Genomic DNA, 26,083 nt, shown 5'->3' with positions numbered 1-26,083 from the left:
GCCGATGATAGTGTAGCAGCTGCTATGTGAAAGTAGGTCATCGCCAGGCTCCAAATAAGAGAAAGCCCGATTCGAAAGAGTCGGGCTTTTTTGCGTTTTAGCTTTCAGCCTGGTAGGTTGGGTAGAGCGTAGCGAAACCCAACGTGAGTTAGCGAGTTGCTAGTTAGCAAGGGTAAAGTTGAACTGCGGGGTTGTTTAGTACATAGACTCCCTTAGCAACAACCCCCGTAGGGGGCACTTCAGTGCCGAATCTAGACCATAACAAACACATTCATGGCTAAAGCCATTCCTACGAGATGCGTATCTCAGACGTCAGATATTAGATGTCAGTTGATTTACCGGGTTTAGGTAACTGAGCTTCCCTCAGCAACAAACCTCGTAGGAGGCACTTCAGTGCCGAATTCAGACCTTAACAAACACATTCACGGCTAAAGCCATTCCTACAAGTAAACTTTGCCTAGAGCCTAGAGCCTAGAGCCTAGAGCCTAATTGCATAGGAAGGCGCAGCACCAAACATCTCCACCACGCGGCTGTTCGCTGAGGGCTGAAAGCTCTGTGTTGGGTTTCGCTTCGCTCTACCCAACCTACGGCAGATTTCCAAACTTTACTCTTGCAACTTTTCCCTCGCTAACTTTATTCTCGCAACTCACTTACACTGCTCTATCTCTTTCACATCGCCGCGGCCATCGCTTAGGTAGCATTGTTCTAGCAACGAGCAGTAGCAGATCTCTGTTTTGATATTAAAGCGTTGGTCATTTACTTTGTCCCATTGAGTTTCATTAAATCCCGTTTGCTTGAAACCAAAAAGTTTAAGTTTGCTGCCAGATGCCAGTAACCGGTTATCACTGGCACTCGTCATAATCCAGCCAAATGCTTCGAAAATATTTATATCGGGAGAATCATCTTGCAGAGTTTGTAGCTGTGTTTCATATGCTTGTGTATCAAAACAGCATGCAGAAATTACTTTATAGATATCTAAATATGATTGGTCGTTATAATGATACTTCACATACTTTACTATCGCAGGTCCTGACCCTGAATTAGAGAGCACAAAGGTGATTTCAGATAGATTTTTTTCTTCATTAAAATTTCCCGTCATCACTTCGAGCCATGGCCAGGTTGCGGCTTTTACTTGTCGTTCTGCGGCGTTGGCTTGCAAGTAAGTGGCATAAAAAGAGGCTGCGGAGATAATAATCGCGCAGAGTGCGAGAAATAGGTTTAGCCGCTCGTTGGTAAACCATGCCTTGCGCTGGTTGCTGGCTGGTTGAGTGTTTTGCTGGGTAGTCTTTGTTTGCTCTTCAACGTTGGAGTCTTGCTCTGATTTAACGGTTGAACAGCTTGCGTCCTGTTGCGGATTATCCATAATTTTTAATTGTTGTTTTTATAGACTAATAAAGATACAACTTTAATTGGATAGATAAAAGAGACAGGGAGTAAAACTCCCTGATTAGGTATTAACTATTTGAGATAAATACGGTGAGCTTTTCACCCACTCTTAAGCTATCTCTTGAAAGGTTATTCCATTGTTTGAGTTTAGTGATACTGACTTTGTATTGCTTTGCAATCTTCCAAAGGCTGTCGCCAGATTTCACCTTATACTCGATTTGTTGATCAGCCAATTGCGGTAATATCAGTTTTTGACCAATACGAATGGTGTTTGTTTTTAGGTTATTGAAGGTTTTCAGTTGGCTAACTGTTACTTTATAGTTCTTTGCAATCACACTTAAGCTATCACCGCGTTTAACTGTGTAATGTTGCCATTGGCTATAATCATTGCTCTTTTGATTAGCTAATAGAGTTTGATAACTTGCTTGCTGAGCTTTGGGAACCACAATATGTGGCGCATCAATTACCGCGGGATATCGGATAACGCCATGGTTTAGCTCTTCAAGCTCTTGCCATTTCGCTTTGTCTGCCAAGATCACTGCACCAGTCACTGTTAAGGTCGCAATAGCCTGCTCATTCTTAATGGCAGGGAATATCATTTTTTGGTGTTTTAATAATTGTGCTGCGGCTAGTAACTTAGGCACGTATTGTTTGGTTTGCGATGGTAGCTTTAAGCTAAAGAAGTCCGTCGATTTACCTTGTTTTTTATTACGAGCAATTGCCTGTAATACACGCCCTTCACCAATATTGTAGGCAGCAATTGCATGATACCAATCGCCATCAAAGCGTTTATAAAGGTATTCCATAAAATCCAAAGCTGCGCGGGTGCTGTCGATCACATCTTGGCGACCATCATACCAAGGGGTAATTTTTACTTTGAAGTATTTGGCGATTGAGGGGGTGAGTTGCCATAAACCCGATGCATGTTTGTGCGAATAGGCACTGGCATCAAAATCGCTCTCTATAAGCGGCATTAGAGCGAGTTCTATTGGTAAGTCGCGGTTTTCTACTTCTGTGACGATATGATACAAATACGGCGCTGCACGGCGGCTTATTTCTTCCATGTAATTTGGATGAGTAAGGTACCAAGCAATGCGCTTTTGCACATCTGGATGACTTGAATCGCTAAACTGCAGTTGAATGCGAATACGCTGCCATACGTCATCTAGTTCACTTGGTTTGAGCGGTGTCACCGCGTCTACTTGTGCTGTTTTAGCTTCTGCAACCACAGTACCTGGATTGGCTTTGATGGTAGGCTTCTTTTCGGGAAGTGACTCAGGGGCAGTCTGACAGCCTGTTACAATAAGAGAAACAACAACAAGGCCTAAAAATCGATTTAAAAACACGTATTAAAATACTCCGTTAACTTAGGTGCGGGTAAACTAAAGCGCCTAAGCTTAACATAGGGTGAGCTAAAAATGACCATTAGATTAACAGCTCGCTAACTTACTCACCCAATTGAAATTAAAACGAAATACTAACTTGTAACCCAGCATAACCATGGTTTTGCGCTTCCCAATAGCGGCTGTCTATTTCTCGGGCTCTGGCATAGATCTCTATTCTGAATGGCTTTGAGTCCACGCCCATACCTACACCAACATAGCCATCAATATTATTGTGGTCGTCATCATAGCGGTCTCTGTAGTCGTGGTCATCGCGGTCGTCGTATACAGCAAGCTCAATTAAATCTAAGCCCACTTCGCCATAGACAAAAAAGTCGCTGAAATAACCAAATTTGATGCCGCTATCTAAGGTGAGAAATGTCTCCCGATCACCTTTTTTAGTAAATACTTCTGCTGAGCCCAGTGCCGTTGTAAATGCTGCGCCGAAATTACTGTAGTTATTTTTAGCCATAACTTCGATGCCGGCTGAGGTGATTGAATCAGTACTATTATGCTCTGACTTAACAAACAGGTTCATATTAGGGCTGTCATAAATACCAGCAAAGCTTGTAGCAGGAATGAAGGCAAGTGAAGAAAACAGTGCTAAGGCAAGGTATCGCATATTGGTTAGTCCATTAAACGTTAATGGGTTGATGATACCAAACAGCGCCTTAGCAAATTGTAAGTAAGTGTTCTAACTATGTAAGTTAGCCGAACACGCAGCGGAAGCAGGCTCCTTGTTGGCGTTTGATATATACCAGATCGCCGCCATGATTGAGCATGATCTGGCGTGATAAACTTAAGCCTATTCCTGAGCCTTGTTGCTTAGTAGTAAAAAATGGCACAAAAATCATCTCAATCACATGATCGCTGATACCTGTTCCATTGTCGCTGACTTCTAAATAAAGTTGTTGATTAGCATTTTGTGCAATGCTTACTTCAATGCACTTTGCTGACTCTGGATTGTTTAGCTGCTTAAGGACATCAATGGCATTGGTAAACAGGTTTATTATTACTTGTTCAACTTGGCCTCTATCTATCATTACTAACTGTTGGCTTTGCACCGATAAATTCAACGTAATATTAAGTTGCTTAGCTTGCTGTGAGTGCAGAGCGACAACTTGCTTGGCAAGATCGGCCAGAATATGTGGCTGTAAGTGTGGGGCGGGTAAGCTACTAACCTTTTTAAATTGCGCTATAAATTCCCCTAAATGCTCGGTTCGTGATGCGAGTGTTGTTAGGGCGAGTTGCAAGTCTTGTTTATCTTCATGATCATCAAAACTAAGCTCATTTGGCAGCAGCGCCGTACAAGTTTGTGCTAAAGAAGAGAGTGGCGTAATCGAATTAGCAATTTCATGGGTTAGTACTTTGGTAAGGCGCTTATAAGCTTGTTGCTCTTTTAATTGCAGCTGATCATGAATCGATTGCAAACTGATCACTTTACGAACTTTACCTTGGATTTCGGCAATACTGATCTGCACAGATAACGTATCGTGCTGCTCACCATTTTGCCATGGCACGGTATTACGGCTATTTTGCTTTGCGTCTTGGACTAGGTTGGCTATTACACCTAAATCATCGATGTGCTTTACAGCGTGTCCAAGTAAACGGCTGACCGCCGGATTGCTTTCAATAATAGTGCCTTGTTCGTCACATACTAATACTGCTAAATCGATATGAATTAATAGCGCTTGTAAGAACTGGGCTTGTTGCTCTGCATTAAAACGCGCAGCCTGAATTTGTTGTTTAACCTGCTCAAATTGCTGCTGCATAGGGTGTTGGTCGCCAAAGCCTAATGTGCTGTCTCCATTCGCTAAAGCGCGAAACACCATATCTGCACGCCTTGTTTGGCGTTTAAATAAATTAAAAATTTGCGCGGCACATACCAAATTTAAAATAACTAAAAGTGCCGAAATTGCAGAAAACCCGCTTTGCTCTACTTGCCAAAACAAAGCAATTGATAAACCAATTAGCGCAGCTAATAGGCAGGCTAAGCTAATAAAATTTCGCATCGATTACAGTCCGTATTTTTCTAAACGACGATACATGGCTCCGCGTGTTAGGCCGAGCGCTTTTGCTGCATGACTCACGTTCCCTTGAAAATGCTTTAAAGCTGCACGAACGGTTCTCTGCTCGATGATTTCAAGATCAAAAGTGTCGTAGTCAGTGGCGTTTGAAGAGAGCTCACTTGTGCTAACAGCAGCATTTGGTGAGCTTATCACCGAGCTTATCACTGAGCTTATATCGAGCTCTGAGCCTTCTGATAGGATGACTGCTCGCTCAATTGCATGGGCAAGTTCACGGACATTGCCTGGCCAATGATACTGACTTAAACGTGCCATATCAGATGCTGCAATCGAGAGCTCACGTTTGTATTTATGTGCAAAGTGCTGCAAGTAGTAGTTACACAGTAATGGAATGTCTTCACTACGCTCACGCAGAGCTGGCAAACGGATCTCTACGGTATTAACACGGTACAGTAAGTCTTGCCTAAACTTGCCTTCAGTAACTGCTTGTTCGAGGTTTTCATTGGTTGCACAGATCAAACGAATATCAATATCGATGACTTTTGAACCACCAACCGGTGTTATTTGCCTGTTTTGTAGTGCTGCGAGCAGTTTAACTTGTTGGTTAAGCGGTAAATTACCTAGCTCGTCTAAAAATAAACTACCACCATGGGCCAGCTCAAATCGACCAATGCGATCTTCTTTCGCGCCAGTAAACGCCCCTTTTTTATGGCCAAATAGTTCGCTTTCAAACAGGCTTTCGGCTAGTGAGCCCATGTCTAGGCTTATGAATGGTTGGCTTTGGCGCTGGCTTGCATTGTGGATTGCATGGGCGGTGAGCTCTTTACCTGTGCCACTTTCGCCACTAATCAATATGTTGGCATCTGTGTTGGCTGCTTTGTCGATAACCGAAAAAACCTGCTGCATGGCATCACTTTGGCCTAAAAACTCAAATGGTTGATTGCCGATTGACTGCTGCAAGGCCTGCTTTTGTTTTGTGAGCTTACCAACTTGCTGCTTGTCTTTAGCGTGTGAAAATGCCGCTGCAACAGCACCGAGTAATTGCTCATTTTGCCAAGGTTTGGCAATAAAGTCAGAGGCACCAGCTTTAATTGCTTCGACAGCTAGCTGAATATCGCTGTAGGCCGTCATAAGCAGTACCGCAATATTAGCGTCTTGGCTCATGATCTTTTTTAGCCAGTAGAATCCTTCTTTGCCACTAATTGAGTCTTGCGTGAAGTTCATATCGAGTAACACAACATCTATGGACTGATCCGCCTCATGCTGTGCGTTAATGATACCTTCGATATCAAAGGGGTTATCTGTGGTTTTTACAACCTGATAATGCTGCTTTAAAAGTAATCGTGCGGCGATAAGTACGTCGGGGTTATCATCGACAATAAGAATTGATCCTGCTTGTTTCATAGCTATTTATTATTATTCCTTTATGGGAACACTAAGACTAATTGAAAATAGTAACAGTGTCCATTTATGGACGATACATGGGTTTTGAAGTGTTCTATAAGCGGACACTTGATTATATGCATGTTTATTTATTTTTAAATAAGTTGTTGTAATTTAATAAAAATAAAAGTTGGCACAAGAGTTGTTTTATCTATAGGTAATTAGTACCTAGATAACTTAAAGGCGTTAACATGGATAAGAAAATTACACGCTCAAATAACAAAGCATTTTTTAAGAAATCAGTAATAGCAGCTGCATGTTTAGCTGTTGCGGCAGCAGCTTATGGTTTCACGCAAACTGAGCAAACAGGTCGTAGTCAGCAAGTAACCGCGACAAGCTTAACGATTAGCACAGTACAACAAGGTGAATTTGTTGATGCTTTAAGTCTTCGTGGTCAGGTTATGCCTCGCACTACTATTTACCTCGACACCATTGCCGGAGGCCAAGTCGAAGAGCGACTTGTTGAGCAGGGTGAGTTTGTTAAAAAAGGCCAACCACTTGTGCGTTTAAGCAATACCAACTTGCAGCTTGATGTAATGAGCCGTGAAGCACAGGTGACTGAGCAGCTTAACTTTTTACGTAACACGCAAATGAATATGGAAACCAGCCGTTTAAACTTACGCCGTGATTTGCTTGAAATCGATCTTAAAATTACGCATTTATCGCGTCGCTTAAAACAGACTCAGCCGCTAGTGAAAACGGGTGTGTTAGCACAAGAGCAATTATCTGAAATTCAAGAAGACTTAGCGTATTACAAAGCGCGTAAAGAACTAACCCTTGAACGTCAAAAGCAAGAAAACAGCATTCGTGAAGTTCAGGTAGCCCAGCTAAAAGACAGTGCCGACATGCTAGAGAAAAACCTACAGTTTGCGCGTAAGAACCTTGAAAACCTACTCGTAACAGCACCAGCCGATGGTTATTTAAGTGAGCTTGATGTTGAAATTGGTGAATCAAAAAGCCGTGGTGCTCGCCTAGGGCAGATTGATATTCCTAATGAATACAAGCTAGTTGTGAGACTAGATGAGTTTTACCTGAGCCAAGTTCAAACAGGTATGCAAGTGCTTATTGAGCATGAACAAGGCGAAATTGCGGCGACGGTTAGCAAAATTGATAGTCGTGTTCAGCAATCACAGTTTCAGGTTGAAGTCGATTTACCCAATGGTACGAGCAACATAAAACGCGGACAAAGCCTTGATGTGCAGCTGATGCTAGGTGATAGCAAAGGCACTGCCTTATTACTTGAACGCGGCGCATTTTTTACCAGCTCAGGAGGTAACTGGGTTTATGTCATGGAAAAAGATGGCAATCGTGCAGTACGAAAAGACATTCGTCTTGGCAAAAAGAATCAAAACTATTATGAAGTGTTAAGTGGCCTAAGCGCCGGAGATCGCGTGATCACCTCTAGCTACAGCAACTTTGATAAAGCACAACAACTACAATTTTAAGGATAAAAACAATGATTAAATTAACTAACTTATCACGCGTGTTCCGTACTCAAGATGTTGAAACAACAGCGCTTAATAACATTAACTTACAGGTAAACGAAGGCGAATTTCTTGCCATTATGGGGCCATCTGGCTGCGGTAAATCAACATTACTCTCTATTTTAGGTATGTTGGATTCGCCATCGGCAGGCAGTTTTGAATTTTTAGGTGCAGACATCGCAGGGTTTGGTGAAAAGCAATTAGCGACACTTAGAAAAGCGTCAATTGGTTTTGTTTTCCAAAGCTTTAACTTAATTGATGAATTAACAGTATTTGAAAACGTTGAGCTGCCATTACAGTATCAAAATATCTCAAAAAGTGAACGTAAACAGCGAGTAGACGCAATCTTAAAAAGAGTTGCAATAGACCATAGAGCAGATCACTTACCGCAGCAGCTATCGGGTGGTCAGCAGCAACGTGTAGCGGTAGCCCGAGCTCTTGTGATTAATCCAAAACTTATCTTAGCGGATGAGCCTACGGGTAACCTTGATTCAAAAAATGGTGATGAAGTCATGGCGATGCTGCGTGAGCTAAATCGCGAAGGTACCACGGTAATTGTGGTTACTCACTCAGAAAAAGAAGGCAATTATGCTGACCGTTTAGTGCGCTTACTTGATGGCCAAGTGATGGTTGATAAAGCTAACCGTGTTCAACAAACAGCAGAGGTGGCATAACATGATTTTAAGTTATTTGATCACCGCGCTGCGCGCGTTTAAAAACCAAAAACAGCACTTTATATTAAATGTTCTGGGTTTAAGTGTGGGCTTAGCTGCGGCAATTCTAGTTGCTTTGTTTGCAAAAAATGAGCTTTCGTACGATAGCCAACAGCCACATGCTGAGCGTGTTTATCGCGTTGGCCAAGACTTCTCAAAACTTGGTTTAGCTGTGGTGCCTATTTTTAATTATGTACAGTCAAAGCAGGCCGAAGATTACAGCCAAGTTGAAGAAGTGTTCGGATTAACTATGGTCGAGTTGACTCGTGAAGCCATGGTTGATGTGAGTTACCGCAACCAAGGCTATAAGTTAAATGCCTTATATGGTGCTACAGCAAATATTGAAAACTTTATTGCTCTGAAAACGCTGGCGGGTGACTTAACAACAGCAATGAGTACACCAGACAGCCTCGCTTTAAGTGAGTCAGAAGCACTGCGCATTTTTGGTCGCACCGATGTGATTGGCGAAACACTAACGCATGAACAAGGACAGTACACGGTGCGTGCCGTGTTTGCGGACTTAAAAGACAACACTCACTTTGCCTTTAAAAACCTTGTTTATGTTAAGCATGATCCAAGCAAAATAGACATCAACAGTAGTTATGTTTATATGCGTGTAGCAGAGGGCACCGATACCGATGCATTAGCTAAAACCTTAACAGAGCGCTTTTTTAGCAATTCGATGCTGGAGCAAGTTAGTTTAGAGCTGCATCCATTACTTGATTTGCACCTAACTGCAAAATCACCGTTTGAGATGAAAGCAGGTGGTGCTAAACAAGTGGTCATGATCTGTGTTGGTTTAAGCGTGTTACTTATTCTTATTGCAGGTTTTAACTTTATTAATATGACCGTCGCTCAATCGACGAAACGTGCAAAAGAAGTGGGTGTGCGTAAAGCGCTTGGCGCAAGTAAAGGCCAGTTAGTAACGCAGTTTTTATCTGAATCTGTGTTGGTATCAATGCTTTCAATGGTGATTGCTTGTGCTTTAGTGGAGCTACTTTTACCAAGCTTTAATCAACTAGTAGACCGCGAATTGGTCGTGAATTATGCCTCTGAATTTGGCATTGCAATTATTGTGGTCGCAATTGCTGTCGGCATATTAGCTGGGCTTTATCCTGCATTCTTTATTTCGTCATTCAGTGCAAAACGCGTTTTAAGTGGAGACTTACAACGAGGTAATACTGCAATATGGGTTCGTAAGAGCTTACTAACCTTACAGGCTTCACTAGCAATAGGTTTAATCATTGCCTCTATTACTTTGTTAAAGCAATTAACTTACTTACAAAGCTTACCTTTAGGCTATGAAACGACACAAAGATTGGTTATTTCAGAGCTACCAGTAGGCGAAGTATTCACGAAAGAAAAAAATGCCTTAGTTAACCGTATTAGTGCAATTCAAGGCGTACAGCAAACAACAGTTATTGATACCCGTTTAACTGTTTCAATCAATAATACACTTATGCCAACGTGGCCAAATGGTGAAGCATCTGGCAGCTTAACGCCTGTTGTTGGCGCAAGCTACGATGTTGTAAAAACACTAGGATTAAAACTGGTTGCTGGTCGTGACTTTAGCCGTGAGTTTGCCGGTGACTGGGCAAGCCGCGAAAATGGAGTAACAAGTACGGGCACCATTGTGACTGAATCTGTCGCAAGGCAAGCGGGTTACACTAATATGAGTGACATTATCGGTAAGGTTATTAAAGACTCAGGTCGCGGCATAGATATGCGTGTTGTGGGTGTGGTTGAAGATGTAAAAGTAGGTAATGCTAAAGATGCCAACTCAAATATTATGTTCTTATGTGGCTTTAACTTTTTATCACCTGTATCAGAATTAATTTTAACGATTGATCAGCAAAACTTGCCTTATATTAAAGCTCAGATCGCTGAAGTATTAGCAAGCTCAGCCAATATCTATGAGCCAAAAATCAACTTACTCGCAGACAACTACAAAACTCTGTTAAAAGGTGATGAGCGAATTTCGAATGTCGTTTTAATCTTTACTGGCCTTGCAGTGTTCTTAACTTGTTTAGGTACCTTTGGTTTGGCTTCGTTTGCAACAGTGCGTCGTCAAAAAGAAGTGGCTGTTCGAAAAGTGCTAGGTGCATCTCGCATCAGTATCGTAAATATCATTGCTAAAGAGTTCTTAGTGCTGGTGGCGGTAAGTATTGCTATTGCGTATCCAGTGACTTACTTGTTAGTTGGTGATTGGTTAGCAAACTTTAATGACCGCATTGAACAAGCTGTATGGGTGTATTTAGTTGCCGCCGTTGCTGTAGCCACTATTACTTGGGTTACCGTTGCAAGTTTAGCCTTTAAGGCCGCAAGCACCAGACCATCACTTATCTTACGATATGAATAACAGTTAACTAACTCCCAACTATAAGCCCAGCAATACAGCTGGGCTTTTTTAGTTTTAAATGTGTCGCCATAAATGGCAACCTACGGTAGGACGTGCTTTAGCGCGTAAATATAGGCTTAAAGGTCTTTGACCTTCACCGCAGGGTTACCTGCTACTAAAGTATTTGCCGCGACATCTTTGGTAACTATTGCCCCTGCGCCAATCACGGCATTATCAGCAACTTTAATACCCGCGAGTATAATGGCGCCTGCACCAATCCATACATTGTTGCCAATGCTAATCGGCGCTGCAAAATTAGCTTTTGCTAAACGCTCGGTTGGGTTTACTGCATGCGATACTGCAAGAATTTGCACATTAGGGCCTATTAAGCAGTCATCGCCTATCGTAATTTGCGTATCAGTTAGCGGTGCATCGAGCATAGTACAGTTGATATTTATGAAGGCTCGATCACCTATTTTAATACCACTGCCATAATCACAATGAAAACCCGCTTCAATAACAACCTGTTCGCCACAGTGAGCAAACATGTCTCTTAGACGTTTTAAATTGCCTTTACTTGGGCTTTTGGCAAATAAACGACAAACTTCATGGACATTTTTTCGTTGTTCGAGTAAGGACTTATCGAGGCTATTAAACTCTTTCATGGGGCATTTTCATGGTTATATTTGCCAATAGCTTAGCGTGTTGGTCATGAAGATCAAAATTAATGCTGTGTAGGTTAACGATCATTCACTTGCCATTTATATTGTTTCGTTTAAAATCTCAAAACTTTCGAAACGAAACTTATGTAATTCACTTTATGACAAAACGAAACACTCAACAACGTCGCCATACAATCTTAAGCCAAGTGAATGAACTTGGTGAAGTTGCTGTTGAAGCGTTAGCAGAGCGGTTTCAAACTTCTGAAGTGACGATACGTAAAGATCTGACAGCCCTTGAAAAAAGTGGCTTGTTGCTACGCCGTTACGGTGGCGCTATTGCATTGCCGCAAGAAATCGTTGCAAATAGCAACGAGAAAAGCGACTCGCTTCGCAAAATGGCAATCGCCCAAGCGGCTGCAAAGCTTATTAAAGATCATAACCGCATCATCATTGATAGCGGTCGCACTACAGCAGCGATGATCCCCGAGCTTGCCAAAAAGCGCGGTTTAGTTGTGATGACAAATGCTATTAATGTCGCTAACCGACTGCTTTCACTAGAAAATGAGCCAACACTTTTGATGACCGGCGGAACTTGGGATCCACATTCAGAATCGTTTCAGGGCCAAGTTGCGGAGAATGTTCTACGCTCTTACGACTTTGACCAACTGTTTATTGGTGCCGATGGCATTGATATTGATAGAGGTACTACAACCTTCAATGAATTAGTGGGGCTTAGCCAAGTGATGGCTGAAGCTGCCCGAGAGGTAGTGGTGCTGGTTGAGTCAGAAAAAATTGGCCGAAGAATACCGAATTTAGAACTGCCTTGGCAGCGTGTTACCACAGTTATCACAGACAACAACCTAAGTGCAGATAAGCGCGAGGCGATAACAGCATGTGGTGTACAGCTGATCTGTGCAGAAATTGAATAACCCGTAATAAGACCGACAACACCTTATTACGCATCATTTATGACAACACATCTCGCCCAAAGTAAAACACTTTGGCATGTGCAAAAGGAGAGATTATGTGTGGAATTGTAGGGGCTGTTGCAGAACGCCCAGTAAATAAAATTCTTGTTGAAGGCCTAAAGCGCCTTGAATACCGTGGCTATGACTCGGCAGGTGTGGCTTTACTAAAAGGTACTGAGCTTAACACTGTAAAAGCAGTAGGTAAGGTTGCTAACCTTGAAGCGGCACTGAATGAAGCCGCTGTTAAAGGCACTACTGGTATTGCACATACTCGTTGGGCTACTCATGGTGGCGTAACTGAAGCGAATGCTCATCCACATATTTCGAACAGCGAAATTGCCCTAGTTCATAACGGCATTATCGAAAACCATGCCAGCCTACGCGATGCGCTTAAAGGCGATGGTTATGAGTTTTTATCAGAAACAGACACTGAAGTTATGGTGCATCTTATTCACCAACTTCGCCAACAACACGATACGCTTTTAGCAGCTGTGCAAGCTGCAGTTAAGCAGTTTGAAGGTGCATTTGGTACAGTTGTATTTGATAAAGCGAACGATAACGAAATCATCGTAGCGCGTTCAGGTAGCCCACTGGTGATTGGTTTAGGTCTTGGCGAAAACTTTATTGCCTCTGACCAACTAGCTCTATTACCTGTTACTCGTACCTTTATTTACCTTGAAGAAGGTGATGTGGCTCGTATTACCCGTGACAGTGTAGAAATCTTTGATGCAAATGGTGATGCAGTTGAACGCGAAGTGATTGAATCAAACATTACGCAAGATGCATCAGGTAAAGGCGAATATCGTCACTACATGCTGAAAGAAATTTACGAGCAGCCGCTTGCTGTACGTAACACCCTTGATGGCCGTTTAGTTAATGACACTGTAGCGATTGATGCCTTTGGCGAAAGTGCTCAGCAAATCTTTAGAGACGTAAAACACGTGCAAATTATTGCCTGTGGTACTTCATACCACTCAGGTATGGTTGCTCGTTACTGGCTTGAACAATTTGCTGGCGTGAGCTGTAATGTTGAGATTGCTTCTGAGTTCCGTTACCGCGAATCATTTGTACATGAAAACAGCTTACTTGTGACCATTTCACAGTCTGGTGAAACAGCCGATACGCTTGCTGCACTGCGTCTAGCAAAACAGCAAGGTTACATGGCGTCAATGACCATTTGTAACGTACCGGGTTCATCATTAGTACGTGAATCTGATTTAGCCTTTATGACTAAAGCCGGTGCTGAAATTGGTGTTGCATCAACTAAAGCCTTCACCACACAGCTTGTTGGTTTATTAATGCTAACGGCATCGATTGCCCAAGAAAAAGGCTTAGATCAAAGTGCGATTGTGAATGCAATCAAAACACTTCCTAACAAGTTAGAAGAAGCATTACTACTTGCAGAAGGGATTGAAGATTTAGCTGAAGAGTTTGCTGATAAGCACCATTCATTGTTTTTAGGTCGTGGTTCACAGTACCCAATCGCGATGGAAGGTGCACTTAAGCTGAAAGAAATTTCATACATTCACGCTGAGGCATACGCAGCGGGTGAGCTTAAGCATGGCCCTCTTGCGTTGATTGATGCCGACATGCCAATCATTGTTGTAGCACCAAACAACGAGTTACTTGAAAAGCTTAAATCAAACGTAGAAGAAGTACGTGCCCGTGGCGGTATTATCTATGTATTCGCAGACAAAGACTCAGCGTTTGAATCTGACGAAACAATGCGTGTAATCAACGTAAACCATGTAGATGACGTGATTGCTCCAGTTGTATATACAATTCCGTTACAGCTGCTTTCATACTATGTTGCGGTTATTAAAGGCACCGACGTAGACCAACCTCGAAACCTAGCAAAATCGGTGACGGTTGAGTAAGTTAAGAGTTTTATTTTTATTAAGGCGCAATATGCGCCTTTTTTTGTACCTGCAATTCTGTTAGCTTAAAAAATTACCAATATTTCTTAAGGATAAGTCGTGCGACTATTTAAGTTACTCTGTATTAGTGGTTTTTTACTCTGTACTAGTCATGTAATGGCTCAACCAGCTGCAGATGATGCGGTTACACATTACAGCCAACATACGCATACTATCGAATCAAGTAATCTTAGTGAGCAACGCACTGTCGTTGTGCAATTGCCAAAAAGCTATCAAACACATCCAAACAAAAGGTATCCCGTTATTTTCCGTTTAGATGGGGCTGGTAATTTACCATTGATTAATGCTGTGCTTGAGCGCTTACAACAAAATGATCAAGCGCCAGAAGTGATTGTAGTTGCAATTGAAAGCACTAATCGACTTAGAGATTTTTATCCGACAGTGAACAAAGAACCACAAGGGCCTGTTGGCGAAGGCGGTGGTGCAGCAAAGTTTTTAGCTTTTGTAGAGCAAGAACTGATGCCTTTGGTTAATAAACAGTATCGTACTCATGATTATAGAGTTATTGCCGGAGCCTCAGCTGCGGGTGTATTTGCTCTTTATGCTATGCAGGCTGACCCTGAGTTATTTCAAGCGCACATTGCTTATAGCCCTGCGGTATGGTGGAACTATGGCGCCCCGGCTAAGAGTCTAAATACCTTTATTACTAAAGCCAAAAGTATTAACAGCTATGTATATATGAATATCGGCGAAGAAGCCGGCATTATGCGCGAAAGATACGATGATATGCAGCAAACAGTGCAAAATAGTAAGGTGCAAAATTTGCGCTTTAAGAGCGATGCCTTTGCAGGCGTTTCGCATAACCTAACCTCAGCCGCTGGGGCATTTAATGCGTACCATGGCTTATTTTTATCTAAACATATGCCTTTGAGTGCACTAGGCGATGATGTTTCATCAATTGATGCCTATTATCAACGTTTATCTCAGCAATGGGGCGAGCAAATAGCGCCACCAGACCGCGCTGTTAGGATGCTGGGTTACAGCTTAACGGATAACCAGCAATTTGAGCGGGCTATTGAGGTGTTTAAGTACAATATCAAAAACTACCCTAAATCAGCGTATGCACTGTCAGCTTTGTCATATGGCTATGAAATGCAAGGTAATGTTCGCCAAGCATTAGTTCAAATTGAGGCTGCAATCGCTGTTGCAGATGACTCGTATCCCTACCCAGATTACTTAAAAGAGACAAAAACGAGGTTACAAGGGCAGCTATAATTAAGCTGCCTTAAACAAATCAATGGTCTTGGTGATAATAGCTTAGGGTTTGTAGGGCAAGCGCAAATACATCTGCGCTGTTATCACCATTAACGTTTTTAACCACAGTCACCGCGACAGTAATGCCCGGCACAGTTTTCGCACTCACCGCAGATTGAAAGGCGGCATCAATCGCTTTTGGTAGTTCAGCTGCGCTGCTAACATGAGCTGTATCCTTTTTGAGTAACCTTGCAGTCACTCTTGTTATTATTTTTAAGGCATTTTTGATTGTTCAAATTTTCTCTAGATGACAACCCATAGGCGCTTAATTGCACACTTTTCACGTTGTGATGAACATTTTAAAAGGGCGTAAATAACAACGATTGATTATTTTTTAGTTGCTTTCACTTTTTAAGGTGTTTACAATCGCCGCGATTTTAACCATTCACACACTGTAGAGGAGTAAACAATATGACTTATACAACTTGTTCCTTTGCAGGTCGTTTTCTTGCCTAGCTCGAAGCTATTTCTTTATTAGCTTTTTAAAGCTAAGCCTGATCAATTAATCAAAGACCTGCCAAATCATTTTTCGTTAGCATTTTTCTATTGCAGAGAAAGGAATTGGTATTATGGGCAAGTCCGTCCAAAAACTTACTGATAACGTTAGCCTAATTGCGTCTAAAGAGTCGTGGATTGAAGGGCTAGCAATACAACAATTAATTAAAACTTCTGAATTACCTGGTATGCACGCTGTAGCGGGTATGCCCGATTTACACCCTGGTCGAGGTTACCCCATTGGGGCAGCCTTTTTTACAGAAGGTAGAATTTACCCCGCTTTAGTGGGGAATGATATTGGCTGCGGTATGTCGCTTTGGCAAACCAATACTAAGTTAGCCAAGTTAAATGTAGATAAGCTCGCAAAACGCTTAAGCGATGTTGAACAGCCGCTAGATGAAAGTTGGTACACATTGATTAGCGAGCGAAAACAGGAACTGGCTATCACACAAATTGGTTTTGATAGTGCCCTTGGCACCATAGGTGGTGGCAATCATTTCGCTGAATTTCAGGCGATTGAAGAGGTGTTTGATCAACAAGCCTTGCTTGCTTTAGGCCTACAACCTAAACAATTGCAGCTATTGGTACATTCTGGCTCTAGAGGGTTAGGGCAAGCTATTTTAGTTAAGCATATTGCAGAGCATAACCATGATGGCCTTGAGGTAGAAAGTGGTGCCTTTACAGATTATATGGCTAAACATGACGAAGCCCTGCGTTGGGCTCAGTTAAACCGAGAACTGATCGCACGGCGTTTTTTGCAAGCTATTCGTGCTGGTGGCGAACAGGTTTTAGATGTGAATCATAACCTTGTAAGTCAATCACAGATTGCAGGGCAAGCTGGCTGGTTACATCGAAAAGGCGCTACACCCAGCGATCAAGGGGCTGTGATGATCCCGGGCTCTCGCGGTGATTACAGTTACTTAGTTAAGCCAACGGCTGAGCAAAACGTAAATTTACGCTCCCTTGCGCATGGCGCTGGTCGCAAATGGAAGCGTGGAGAATGCCAAGGCCGTTTGAGTCACAAGTTTAAAAAGGAAGATTTATATCGCACAGCGTTTGGTAGCAGGGTGATCTGTAATGATAAAACGCTGCTTTATGACGAAGCACCACAAGCTTACAAAGACTGCCAAACAGTTATTGATGACCTTGTTGATGCAGGGCTGGTTACTGTAATTGCTAAATTAAAGCCTGTGCTTACCTTTAAAACACAAGGAACGTGCGGATGATCTTAGTGCAATTATCGTCAGGTGCGGGTCCTTTAGAGTGCTGCAAAGCGGTGGCTATGGCTGTTAAGCGCCTTGAGTGTGATGCTAAAGCATTAGCTATTAAGGTGAATACTCTTGCTGTAGAGCAAGCTGAACTTTCAGGCTGCTACAAATCGGTATTGCTTGAATTAACCGGTGCTGAGCCGCGAATTTTAAAACAGTTTGCTCAGCAATGGCATGGCTCGATGTTGTGGGTTTGTCAAAGCCCATTCAGAGCAAGGCATAAGCGTAAAAACTGGTACTTTGGCGGTCAACTATTTGAAATGGCAGAGCAAAAATTTGATAGCGAGATCCGCTTTCAGCAATGCCGCGCAAGTGGCGCGGGAGGCCAGCATGTAAACACCACTGATTCGGCTGTTCGTGCTACCCATGTTGCGACAGGAATTACTGTTCGCGTAGAGAGTGAACGAAGTCAGCATGCGAATAAGCGTTTAGCCCGATTGTTGCTAATGCAAAAACTGGCAGAGCAAGCTCAGCAAGCAGCAAGCCAGCAGCAAAAGTCGCGGTGGCAACAACACAATGAGCTGCAACGGGGTAACCCCATTCGTACGTTTAAGGGCCCTGAATTTAGCCAGACTCACAAAGGAAAAGGTTAGCAAACAACATGGAAAATTTACTGTTTATATGTAGCCGTAACCAGTGGCGTAGCCCAACGGCAGAAAAGGTATTCAACCAATACAATGGCATTAAAGCCCGCTCTGCAGGCACAAGCCCACGAGCAAGGCACACGGTAACAATTGCTGATATTAATTGGGCAGATATAATTTTTGTGATGGAACATAAGCATAAACAACGTCTTAAAGCGCAGTTTAGCCGTTTATTGCAGCATAAGCCGATTCAGGTACTCGATATACCCGACGAGTACCAATATATGGATGAGGCACTCATTGAAACTTTAGTTGATGTCGTAAATCAATACTTGTAGAAAAACAGATACAGTGAGTTTTAGGACTCACTGTATCTTGCTAATGTTTCTTTAAACAACTGATTTAAAGCATCAAAATCGACGACTTTCTTCTTTACGTTAGCTGTGTAGTTTTCATGCCGTGTTAACTCTGCTTCAATAAACTCATTAATTACAGGCACAGCTGGCGCGTATTCTTTTTCTAGGCTTACCCTTTTTCGGGCGAGCAAATCTGAAATCGCAGCATCCAATGCTAGGTTCTCTTTGACAAGCTCCCTTAGTTTATCAAACTCAATCGGAGCAGGTTCATCGTATTTTTCGAGCCACATAATCGCCAGTAGTGGTCGTAATACGTAAAAGTATTTCTTCAGCGGAACACGCTCTTTTTTTAGATACTCTCTAAAGTTACCTTTAGCCATATGCAGGTAATGATAAATGCCTTTATGAGATGACACTATCTGTGGCATTAGCCGCTTTGCATGTGCAGCAAAAAAGCCATCATCAACATACACTATGGGTGATTGTAACCACTCAATAAACGCGGGATTTGATTTGCTGAATAGTTTGAGTGCTTTACGAATATCCCAACCATTTATATCGATTTCATCGACGATTGGGTATTCAATTACATCTCTTTGCTCTTCAACATCAATTGCTACATACCAATCTTTAGCGTGCGCATAAATAAAGCGCACATCATAATCACTGTTAGGACTTGCAAATCCCCATGCTCGGCTACCCGACTCAATAGCAAATAACACTTTAACGTTATGTTCTGCTTCTGCCGCTTTTATGCGTCGCATTATTTCAGCTCTTAGACTGTCATCGATTGCTGAGTGTGCTGTTGTGTTATTCATTTTGTTTCCTTACTAATTTGCTCCGTGAAGTAATCACGTAGTTGCTTTATTTCTGCTTCGCGAACTGCTTTTCCGATGGCTATGCCGCTTTTACCTTGGCGTATTGCTTGTTGCACAAGTGCTTTTTTATCTAGCTTGTTTAGTTGTTTTACTAAATCCAGTGCAAGTGTTCGTTGCGCATAAGGCCGATGTATAAAACTTGGTCCCCGTCCTTGCGCATCACACTGACACGCATCCAAAAACTGCAAAAACCGCGCAGGCTTATTTTGCGTATTTAGCTTGTCGACAAGTAATTTATGTAATGTTTTTGGTGTTAGCTGTGCGATTTTGTGACAACGCGTATGATTGTCACTGGTTAATGCTGCCAGCTCATAAAACCGTTTAGGCACTTTTAAACGCTGACAAAACGCCTTGATCACTGCTACGCCGCGTTGTTCATGGCCATGTAAATTACCGTTTAGCTCAAAGCTCGTCGCCTTGCCAAAATCATGCGTTAATGCGGCAAAGCGAGTTTCTACATCAAAATTTAGCTGAGCCGCTCTTTGCAAAACTAACAGTGTATGGGTGTAAACATCGCCCTCAGGGTGATGTTCTTTTGGTTGGGGAACACCACTCATTGCATCTATTTCTGGAAACACACCTAAACCATACAGCGTCTTGAAGTAAAGTTCAGGGTGAGGCTCAGCAAGTGCTTTTTCGGTTTCTTTCCAAACCCGTTCTGGCGTTAAATAAGCTAATTCACCTTGTTGGTGTATTTGCATCATTAATGCCTTGGTTTCCGGATGTATACTAAAGCTTTCACCAAAACGAGCTAAAAATCGAGCCACTCTCAGTACACGTAATGGATCTTCAGCAAATGCGGCTGATGTATGTCTAAGTACTTTGTTATTTAAATCTTGTTGGCCGTTAAATGGGTCTATAAGCTCGCCATCGGCACTCATCGCCATTGCATTGATAGTTAAGTCTCGTCGCGCAAGGTCGTCTTCTAAAGTTACGCTGGTACTGGCATTCACCGTGAACCCTTTGTAGCCACGACCTTGCTTTCGTTCAGTGCGAGCGAGGGCATATTCTTGCTTGGTGGTTGGATGTAAAAATACTGGAAAATCACTACCAACAGTTTCAAAGCCTAGGGCTAACATGGTTTCTGGTGTTTCACCCACAACAACAAAGTCTTGATCAGCTGCCACTCTGTTTAGCAATTTGTCGCGAACTGCACCACCGACTAAATAAACATGTTTTAATGTGTTTTCCATTGCCGATCATCCTAATTAGGTATCAGTTAATGATACCTGCCATAGGTTATCATCAAGCTGAGTAAACGTTATCTCTACATGCAAAAGCGTTTTGATGACCTCTGCATTGGTTAAGCTGTGCAAGCTTGGTTCACTGGTTTTGAACTCGCCTTTACCGGCTAAAGCTAATGGCAAGAGCAGTTGATCTGCCAGATGTTCTTCTACTGCCGCTGCTGATTGGGTAAATTGTGTAACCTGCTTTACCGCTTTCAGAGCCACCTTTTGTGCTGCAACGCCATGTTGACCAATAACTTCAAAAATACTGTTATGAGTGTCTGATGTTATATGTAGCTGCAAGCTGTTTCCTGCTCCTATACTTTCTACTTGAGTGATCGTGGTTTCAGCGCCTGTCCAATCAAGGTATTGTTTTACAGTGCTAATTTCACGCTTCGCAACATGCCCCGGTAACTTGTTAACAAGTACTTTAATCGCCTTTTTGGCATCCTTCGTTGGCTGTGCAAAATGCGCAAAGGGCTTTAATGTTTCACACGGGTAAATGGTTAACTGCCATTTACCACCACCGGCAGGGTAAAAGCCATACTTGGTAACAGTGAGCTCACAATACACCCCCATTTTTGCTAAAGCTGGCAAATAACAGTGCTCAAAAAAGCACAGTGAAGGTGACATGCCATTATGTGTGCCACCCTCAAAGGTTATGGTCGAGGGCTGCTTTGCTGTCGCTAATGCCAGTAATACAGTTTGGCATACAAGCGTTGTACTGCCTGCTGTGCCAATCGCAAAGTGATAATCACCCGCTTTTATTTGTTTAGGCGCAAAGCGAATATGGTTTGAGCCTAGTTCAACTCCTGCTGTTTCGGCATCACAGATTTGTTGTGCTGCTAACACACAGGTTAGGTGCTGGCGTAACAGGCCAGGCTTTTTTCGCTTGGCCCGAATATTAACAACTTCAATGGCTTGCTTGGTTAACATTGATAAGGTGAGGGCGGTGCGAAGTACTTGCCCTCCGCCTTCACCTTGTGCACCATCGATTATTAAATAGTTCATTATCATCCTTTTACGCAGACTATTTGTTTTAGTGTATGTACAACCTCAACCAAGTCTTGCTGTGCTGCCATAACCTTTTCAATATCCTTGTACGCATGCGGAATTTCATCAATCACCGCAGCATCTTTGCGGCATTCTACCCCTTGGGTTGCCGCTATTTGATCTTGAATATTAAAGACCTTTTTAGCTTTTGTACGTGACATGACTCGGCCGGCTCCATGACTACAGCTATTAAAGCTATCAGGGTTTCCTAAGCCGCGAACAATAAAAGAGCGCGCTCCCATACTTCCGGGAATGATCCCCATTTCACCTTTTTGTGCACGTACAGCTCCTTTGCGTGTTACAAAACAATCTTTGCCAAAGTGATGCTCACGCGAGATATAGTTATGATGACAGTTAACAGCAAGCTCCGCGGTTTCAAAAGCGATAGGTATTTGCTTTTTAAGCGCTTTGATAGCGTTAAACATCATGATCTCTCTGTTTTTAGCTGCAAAATCTTGCGCCCATTCCACAGCCTCAACATAGTCATCAAAGTATTCGCTTCCTTCTTTCAGATACGCAAGATCCATATCAGGTAAGTTGATTTGATGACGCTCCATCTCTTTTTTAGCCAGCTCGATAAAGTAAGTGCCTATGCGGTTACCAACTCCTCGGCTACCTGAGTGCAGCATGATCCAAACAGCATTGTTTTCATCTAGGCAGAGTTCTAAAAAATGATTGCCTGTGCCCATCGTACCTAGGTGATTTACATGATTACTGTTTTTAATTGCAGGGTGCTTAGCGCAGATTTTTTCAAACCGCTTCTCAAGTTTTTGCCACTCACCTGCAACAACATCAGGAATATTATGCCAAGCACCTCTGTCGCGAGCCCCTCTACCTCGGCCTGTTCGACCATGTGGTACCGCAGCTTCAAACGCATGACGAATTGCCGCCAGATTATCGGGCAGTTGCGAAGCCGTTAACGTTGTTTTCGTTGCAACCATGCCGCAACCAATATCAACGCCTACCGCCGCAGGGATCACTGCATCTACAGAGGGAATGACGCTACCTATTGTGGCGCCTTTGCCCATGTGAACATCTGGCATGACCGCGATATGAGAATGAACTAGCGACATTTGCGCAATATTATTTAATTGAGCAATAGCTGCATCTTCAAACGGTACGCCTTTTGTCCATGCCTTTATAGGTACCTGTCCTTGTTGTTCGATTGTGTTGTAGTTATTACACATAATTTGATTCCTTACTCGTCCTAGCCTGTTAGGCTATTTTTACGACCCCGTTCATTAGCCCTTCAAGGCCGCCATAAACGGTTAAGTTATTTATTTTTTCTGCGACTTTCTCTAATGCCTCTAACTCTTTAAGGCGCATTAGCGTCGGGTTGTTCTCAATTACTTTCGCGGTGTTGTGTAAGCTGCGTGTTGCTGATGTTTCTTCACGTCGCTTTATTACATTTGCCTCAGCTGCTTTTTGCGCTTCGACCACTTGATTTAAAATGGCTTTCATCTCGCCCGGTAAAATAATGTCTTTCACACCAACGCCAGATAGAGCAATACCAATCTCCTTCAGTTGTTCAATCACTAGCTCTTTCACTGTTTCATTGATATACAACTTATCTAATAAGATATCATCGAGCGTTTTTGTACCAACTGCTTCTCTGAGTGCTAGTTGTAGAGTTTTGTAGATGAATTCATCCAATTTATCTACGCTCTTTGCTGCAAGCTCAGCATCCATCAGCTTGATATTGGCAGTTAAATTAATGCGCAGGCTAACTCGGTCTTTGCTGAGAATTTCTTGCCCAGATACTTCTACGCTTTGTGTTCTACAGTCATAACATTTCACTTCAATATCATGGTTAAATTGCCAATAGGCATGAATACCAGGCTGCAACTTCCCAATAAAATGGCCGTTAATGTAAAGTAAGCCTACATGCTCTTTCGCGACTTTAAACTCGGCGATCGGTTTGATTGCGACTGTTTTTTCGCTTCTAATTAAGCGAGTTGCGCTATTTGCACCAGCTCGATTAACTAAATTTAATAATTGCTCAGGCACCGCTTGAGTGCTGTTGAGAGTAATTCTTTCAAGTTTTATAGCCCCTGCATCTTGCCAAATATATAAGTGCTCACCAGGAGCGACGATCCCTTGTAGTAAATCATCAACGTACAACATACCTAGCTCGTTGTTCTCAAGTTTCCAATGACTTATATGCTGTTGCAAGATTGGGTTATTACGGTACAAACGTTCAGTATTTCGCTCTGAGAAATACAGTGAGTTAATATCAAAGGTGACAAACTCAAGCTGCTTGTGAAAATCCCAATAACGATGCTTTCCTGGCATTAACACGTCTGTTAGTTGCTGGTCTTTAAAAACGAGCACTCTTTGGTTCTCTGCTACTAATTGTGTTTTTCTTAACATGTTCTATTTCCTTATTGATTGTTAGCAAGTGTGTATTTGTTAACTGAAAAAGGCTTTGGGCGTCGCAATAACAGGGAGCATCCGGCTTGCTGTTATCGTTCATGCTTAAGCGTTTATCAGTCAGCGCAAACAACGACTTACTAACATTTAAAGTTACGATTTTGACTAAGGCGGGATTTGAACCCGCAACATCCAAATTGGTTTTGGTGCTCTACCTGTTTGAGCTACTTATAGTATTAAGATGGGAATCGAACCCATGACCGACGAAATCATTTCGCTGCTCTACCTCTGAGCTACATTAATAGTTTTGTGATTAGGCATACGTGTTCACAGTGTGTAACGCACCAGGGTGATATTTGAATCACTCCTAATTAATCACACTTCTCTATTCCAAGAGCTGTGCCACAACTAAAAAAGAGTGTTTTTTAGTTTGTAAAGTACTGATTTTTATGTTTTTTATTCTGTTTTTGTAGTTTGTGTTGGGTGATGAGGCACTTGACGATAGTGTTATTTGGTATTTAAATGGATACAGTTTCTATCTATAAGGATATATTTTGAAAAGTGCGATTGTGGTGAGTATTCTCGGAACTCAATTAGACTATGTGGGTAAGCGCGTAGACCGTTGGGCAAGATGGCGACCCAATGTCAGCTTATGTAGTCAAGAAGAGTTCATCGTTAATAAGCTGTATATGATGCATGATACTCATAGCTCGCGTTTAGCGAATAATGTTGCAGTAGATATTGAGTCGATTTCCCCAGAAACCACGGTATGCCTTGAAAATATTAACTTTATAGACCCTTGGGATTTTGAAGAGGTTTACGCCAAGCTCTATGATTGGTGTCATCAACAGCGTTTTGATACTGATCAGCACGATTACTTTTTTCATATCACGACTGGCACCCATGTTGTGCAGATATGTATTTTCTTATTAACCGAGAGTGGTCATTTTCCTGGGCGTTTAATTCAAACATCACCCGATAAGCATAATCAAAATAAAGCGACAGGTAAGATTCAAATTATTGATTTGGACTTATCTAAGTATGATCAACTTGCCACTCGTTTTGATAAAGAGCATTTAGAAGGTAATGCATTTTTAAAAGGCGGTATTCAAACTAAAAACAGTGCATTCAATAAGTTGATTGCGCAGATTGAAGTTGTGGCAATTCGTTCAGATGATCCTATGCTTCTGACGGGCCCTACGGGAGCTGGTAAAAGCCAGTTGGCAACGCGAATTTATAAACTGAAAAAAAAGCGCGCCATTTTAAAAGGTGAGCTTGTGTCGGTTAACTGTGCCACGTTACGTGGTGAAAATGCCATGGCTGCTTTGTTTGGCCACACAAAAGGGGCCTTTACTGGTGCTCAAAGAGAGCGAAGCGGTTACTTACTCACTGCAAATAATGGTGTGCTGTTTTTAGATGAAATTGGCGAGCTTGGTTTAGAAGAACAAGCAATGCTGTTACACGCCATTGAAAATAAGACCTTTCATCCAGTTGGCAGTGATCAAACTGTTGCGAGTGATTTTCAACTCATAGCTGGCACTAACAAAGATTTAAAAGCCGAAGTCGAAAAAGGGCTGTTTCGTGAAGATTTATTAGCGCGTATCAATTTGTGGAGCTATCAGTTACCGGCATTAAAAGACAGAAAAGAAGATATACCTGCCAATATTGACTATGAAATGGGTTTATTTGAGCAAAAAACCGGGCAGCGAATTCAATTCAATAAAGAAGCAAAGCAGTTGTTTGAGCAGTTTGCTATGTCGAAGCAAGCGGTATGGCGGGGAAACTTTCGTGATTTAAGCTCTGCAATTACTCGTTTATGTACTTTGGCGAGCTCCTCGCGTATCACCGTGACGGATGTTAATGACGAAATCGCACGGTTACAAGACTCATGGCAATCTAATGTGCAACCTAAAGCGTCTAATCGCCTTGCTCACTATTTGTCAGAAGAGCAAATAGCGAATTTAGATCAGTTTGATATTGCTCAGTTAAATTATGTGCTTAGTATCTGTGAGCAGCATTCAAGCATGGCCTCAGCTGGGCGTGAGTTATTTGATGTGAGTCGTACCAAAAAAGCACAAGCCAATGACTCAACTCGATTACAAAAATACTTACGTAAATTCAATTTAGCATGGTCTGACTTAGCTTAAATTATACCAATCAGCAATAATACTTAATCATTTTGAGGGATTAAACCTGTCGCTACCTGCGTTAAAAATTTCTGATTTAGAACAACTAAATAACGAAATTTTTGCCTTGTTA

22 protein-coding genes and 1 tRNA gene are annotated in these 26,083 nt (G+C 42.3%); 10 read left to right on the top strand and 13 right to left on the bottom strand.

Features of this window, described 5'->3' with window-relative positions; all coding sequences use genetic code 11:
* Window positions 1–646: 646 nt before the first annotated feature.
* The 5 genes from BIZ38_RS19840 to BIZ38_RS19820 all read right to left on the bottom strand — a co-directional run bounded on the left by BIZ38_RS19840 (window position 647) and on the right by BIZ38_RS19820 (window position 6,199).
* Entirely contained in the window at window positions 647–1,363 is a 717-nt protein-coding gene (locus BIZ38_RS19840; RefSeq protein ID WP_187491114.1) for a hypothetical protein, read from the bottom strand.
* A gap of 91 nt (window positions 1,364–1,454) precedes the next feature.
* Entirely contained in the window at window positions 1,455–2,732 is a 1,278-nt protein-coding gene (locus BIZ38_RS19835; RefSeq protein ID WP_187491113.1) for a LysM peptidoglycan-binding domain-containing protein, read from the bottom strand.
* A 118-nt stretch (window positions 2,733–2,850) separates the two neighbouring features.
* Complete coding sequence (locus BIZ38_RS19830) at window positions 2,851–3,390, bottom strand: hypothetical protein (protein ID WP_082389218.1); 540 nt, start codon at window positions 3,388–3,390, stop codon at window positions 2,851–2,853.
* Between the two features lie 85 nt (window positions 3,391–3,475).
* A complete protein-coding gene (locus tag BIZ38_RS19825) occupies window positions 3,476–4,780 on the bottom strand; it encodes a sensor histidine kinase (RefSeq protein WP_187491112.1) in 1,305 nt (434 codons plus the stop codon).
* 3 nt (window positions 4,781–4,783) lie between these two features.
* Window positions 4,784–6,199, bottom strand: a complete 1,416-nt coding sequence (locus BIZ38_RS19820) for a sigma-54-dependent transcriptional regulator (RefSeq protein WP_187491111.1) — start codon at window positions 6,197–6,199, stop codon at window positions 4,784–4,786.
* Window positions 6,200–6,429: 230 nt separating this feature from the next.
* On the opposite strand from BIZ38_RS19820, the gene BIZ38_RS19815 reads away from it, so the two are divergent.
* From BIZ38_RS19815 to BIZ38_RS19805, 3 genes are read left to right on the top strand one after another with little or no spacing between them, the layout of a single operon-like run.
* The gene (locus BIZ38_RS19815; RefSeq protein ID WP_187491110.1) at window positions 6,430–7,683 is read left to right on the top strand and encodes an efflux RND transporter periplasmic adaptor subunit; all 1,254 of its coding nucleotides are present in this window, start codon (window positions 6,430–6,432) and stop codon (window positions 7,681–7,683) included.
* Window positions 7,684–7,694: 11 nt separating this feature from the next.
* The gene (locus BIZ38_RS19810) at window positions 7,695–8,396 is read left to right on the top strand and encodes an ABC transporter ATP-binding protein (protein ID WP_187491109.1); all 702 of its coding nucleotides are present in this window, start codon (window positions 7,695–7,697) and stop codon (window positions 8,394–8,396) included.
* Between the two features lies 1 nt (window position 8,397).
* On the top strand, window positions 8,398–10,794 hold the full coding sequence (locus BIZ38_RS19805) for an ABC transporter permease (protein ID WP_166341339.1): 2,397 nt from the start codon (window positions 8,398–8,400) through the stop codon (window positions 10,792–10,794).
* Between the two features lie 116 nt (window positions 10,795–10,910).
* Here the strand turns inward: BIZ38_RS19805 and BIZ38_RS19800 are convergent, their stop codons facing one another.
* Entirely contained in the window at window positions 10,911–11,438 is a 528-nt protein-coding gene (locus BIZ38_RS19800; protein ID WP_187491108.1) for a sugar O-acetyltransferase, read from the bottom strand.
* Between the two features lie 155 nt (window positions 11,439–11,593).
* On the opposite strand from BIZ38_RS19800, the gene BIZ38_RS19795 reads away from it, so the two are divergent.
* From BIZ38_RS19795 to BIZ38_RS19785, 3 genes are all read left to right on the top strand, one after another.
* The gene (locus BIZ38_RS19795; RefSeq protein ID WP_187491107.1) at window positions 11,594–12,364 is read left to right on the top strand and encodes a DeoR/GlpR family DNA-binding transcription regulator; all 771 of its coding nucleotides are present in this window, start codon (window positions 11,594–11,596) and stop codon (window positions 12,362–12,364) included.
* 95 nt (window positions 12,365–12,459) lie between these two features.
* On the top strand, window positions 12,460–14,280 hold the full coding sequence (gene glmS / locus BIZ38_RS19790; protein WP_187491106.1) for a glutamine--fructose-6-phosphate transaminase (isomerizing): 1,821 nt from the start codon (window positions 12,460–12,462) through the stop codon (window positions 14,278–14,280).
* A gap of 156 nt (window positions 14,281–14,436) precedes the next feature.
* Complete coding sequence (locus tag BIZ38_RS19785; RefSeq protein ID WP_187491116.1) at window positions 14,437–15,555, top strand: alpha/beta hydrolase; 1,119 nt, start codon at window positions 14,437–14,439, stop codon at window positions 15,553–15,555.
* A 19-nt stretch (window positions 15,556–15,574) separates the two neighbouring features.
* Here the strand turns inward: BIZ38_RS19785 and BIZ38_RS19780 are convergent, their stop codons facing one another.
* Entirely contained in the window at window positions 15,575–15,793 is a 219-nt protein-coding gene (locus BIZ38_RS19780) for a hypothetical protein (protein ID WP_138619583.1), read from the bottom strand.
* A gap of 370 nt (window positions 15,794–16,163) precedes the next feature.
* On the opposite strand from BIZ38_RS19780, the gene BIZ38_RS19775 reads away from it, so the two are divergent.
* From BIZ38_RS19775 to BIZ38_RS19765, 3 genes are read left to right on the top strand one after another with little or no spacing between them, the layout of a single operon-like run.
* Entirely contained in the window at window positions 16,164–17,315 is a 1,152-nt protein-coding gene (locus BIZ38_RS19775) for an RNA ligase RtcB family protein (protein WP_187491105.1), read from the top strand.
* Window positions 17,312–17,950 (top strand): peptide chain release factor H, encoded by a 639-nt coding sequence (prfH, locus tag BIZ38_RS19770; protein ID WP_187491104.1) that lies wholly within the window; start codon window positions 17,312–17,314, stop codon window positions 17,948–17,950. The genes BIZ38_RS19775 and prfH overlap by 4 nt, the downstream gene beginning before the upstream one ends.
* Window positions 17,951–17,958: 8 nt before the next feature.
* Window positions 17,959–18,279, top strand: coding sequence for a low molecular weight protein tyrosine phosphatase family protein (locus BIZ38_RS19765; RefSeq protein ID WP_187491103.1), 321 nt, complete (start codon window positions 17,959–17,961; stop codon window positions 18,277–18,279).
* Between the two features lie 20 nt (window positions 18,280–18,299).
* Here BIZ38_RS19765 and BIZ38_RS19760 read toward each other — a convergent pair whose 3' ends face one another.
* From BIZ38_RS19760 to BIZ38_RS19735, 6 genes are all read right to left on the bottom strand, one after another.
* Window positions 18,300–19,115, bottom strand: a complete 816-nt coding sequence (locus BIZ38_RS19760) for a DNA polymerase beta superfamily protein (protein WP_187491102.1) — start codon at window positions 19,113–19,115, stop codon at window positions 18,300–18,302.
* Window positions 19,112–20,368 carry a multifunctional CCA addition/repair protein gene (locus tag BIZ38_RS19755; RefSeq protein ID WP_187491101.1) on the bottom strand — a complete coding sequence of 419 codons (1,257 nt, stop codon included), beginning with the start codon at window positions 20,366–20,368 and terminating at the stop codon, window positions 19,112–19,114. Before BIZ38_RS19755 ends, BIZ38_RS19760 begins: the two co-directional genes overlap by 4 nt.
* A 15-nt stretch (window positions 20,369–20,383) precedes the next feature.
* Entirely contained in the window at window positions 20,384–21,412 is a 1,029-nt protein-coding gene (rtcA, locus tag BIZ38_RS19750; RefSeq protein WP_187491100.1) for an RNA 3'-terminal phosphate cyclase, read from the bottom strand.
* 2 nt (window positions 21,413–21,414) lie between these two features.
* A complete protein-coding gene (locus BIZ38_RS19745; RefSeq protein ID WP_058586008.1) occupies window positions 21,415–22,641 on the bottom strand; it encodes an RtcB family protein in 1,227 nt (408 codons plus the stop codon).
* A gap of 28 nt (window positions 22,642–22,669) precedes the next feature.
* A complete protein-coding gene (locus BIZ38_RS19740; protein WP_187491099.1) occupies window positions 22,670–23,824 on the bottom strand; it encodes a slipin family protein in 1,155 nt (384 codons plus the stop codon).
* Between the two features lie 233 nt (window positions 23,825–24,057).
* Window positions 24,058–24,128 (bottom strand) — tRNA-Ser (locus BIZ38_RS19735).
* Window positions 24,129–24,378: 250 nt separating this feature from the next.
* Between BIZ38_RS19735 and rtcR the strand changes: the two genes are divergently transcribed.
* Window positions 24,379–25,971: an RNA repair transcriptional activator RtcR gene (gene rtcR / locus BIZ38_RS19730; RefSeq protein WP_222938091.1), complete on the top strand. Its 1,593-nt coding sequence runs from the start codon at window positions 24,379–24,381 to the stop codon at window positions 25,969–25,971.
* Window positions 25,972–26,083: the final 112 nt, after the last annotated feature.

Source organism: Pseudoalteromonas sp. BZK2 (assembly GCF_014349195.1).
Classification (GTDB): Bacteria; Pseudomonadota; Gammaproteobacteria; order Enterobacterales; family Alteromonadaceae; genus Pseudoalteromonas; species Pseudoalteromonas simplex.
The sequence above is the reverse complement of the archived record's forward strand: the minus strand, read 5'-3'. Positions and strand labels throughout refer to the sequence as shown.

What these genes read in the sequence shown, in the direction of transcription:
- prfH (WP_187491104.1), top strand. Translation starts at nt 17,312, where the DNA reads ATGATCTTAGTGCAATTATCGTCAGGTGCGGGTCCTTTAGAGTGCTGC.
- BIZ38_RS19805 (WP_166341339.1), top strand. Translation starts at nt 8,398, where the DNA reads ATGATTTTAAGTTATTTGATCACCGCGCTGCGCGCGTTTAAAAACCAA.
- BIZ38_RS19810 (WP_187491109.1), top strand. Translation starts at nt 7,695, where the DNA reads ATGATTAAATTAACTAACTTATCACGCGTGTTCCGTACTCAAGATGTT.
- BIZ38_RS19800 (WP_187491108.1), bottom strand. Translation starts at nt 11,438, where the DNA reads ATGAAAGAGTTTAATAGCCTCGATAAGTCCTTACTCGAACAACGAAAA.
- BIZ38_RS19830 (WP_082389218.1), bottom strand. Translation starts at nt 3,390, where the DNA reads ATGCGATACCTTGCCTTAGCACTGTTTTCTTCACTTGCCTTCATTCCT.
- BIZ38_RS19775 (WP_187491105.1), top strand. Translation starts at nt 16,164, where the DNA reads ATGGGCAAGTCCGTCCAAAAACTTACTGATAACGTTAGCCTAATTGCG.
- BIZ38_RS19740 (WP_187491099.1), bottom strand. Translation starts at nt 23,824, where the DNA reads ATGTTAAGAAAAACACAATTAGTAGCAGAGAACCAAAGAGTGCTCGTT.
- BIZ38_RS19840 (WP_187491114.1), bottom strand. Translation starts at nt 1,363, where the DNA reads ATGGATAATCCGCAACAGGACGCAAGCTGTTCAACCGTTAAATCAGAG.
- BIZ38_RS19765 (WP_187491103.1), top strand. Translation starts at nt 17,959, where the DNA reads ATGGAAAATTTACTGTTTATATGTAGCCGTAACCAGTGGCGTAGCCCA.
- BIZ38_RS19760 (WP_187491102.1), bottom strand. Translation starts at nt 19,115, where the DNA reads ATGAATAACACAACAGCACACTCAGCAATCGATGACAGTCTAAGAGCT.
- BIZ38_RS19825 (WP_187491112.1), bottom strand. Translation starts at nt 4,780, where the DNA reads ATGCGAAATTTTATTAGCTTAGCCTGCCTATTAGCTGCGCTAATTGGT.
- BIZ38_RS19785 (WP_187491116.1), top strand. Translation starts at nt 14,437, where the DNA reads ATGGCTCAACCAGCTGCAGATGATGCGGTTACACATTACAGCCAACAT.
- glmS (WP_187491106.1), top strand. Translation starts at nt 12,460, where the DNA reads ATGTGTGGAATTGTAGGGGCTGTTGCAGAACGCCCAGTAAATAAAATT.
- BIZ38_RS19795 (WP_187491107.1), top strand. Translation starts at nt 11,594, where the DNA reads ATGACAAAACGAAACACTCAACAACGTCGCCATACAATCTTAAGCCAA.
- BIZ38_RS19815 (WP_187491110.1), top strand. Translation starts at nt 6,430, where the DNA reads ATGGATAAGAAAATTACACGCTCAAATAACAAAGCATTTTTTAAGAAA.
- BIZ38_RS19745 (WP_058586008.1), bottom strand. Translation starts at nt 22,641, where the DNA reads ATGTGTAATAACTACAACACAATCGAACAACAAGGACAGGTACCTATA.
- BIZ38_RS19755 (WP_187491101.1), bottom strand. Translation starts at nt 20,368, where the DNA reads ATGGAAAACACATTAAAACATGTTTATTTAGTCGGTGGTGCAGTTCGC.
- rtcA (WP_187491100.1), bottom strand. Translation starts at nt 21,412, where the DNA reads ATGAACTATTTAATAATCGATGGTGCACAAGGTGAAGGCGGAGGGCAA.
- BIZ38_RS19820 (WP_187491111.1), bottom strand. Translation starts at nt 6,199, where the DNA reads ATGAAACAAGCAGGATCAATTCTTATTGTCGATGATAACCCCGACGTA.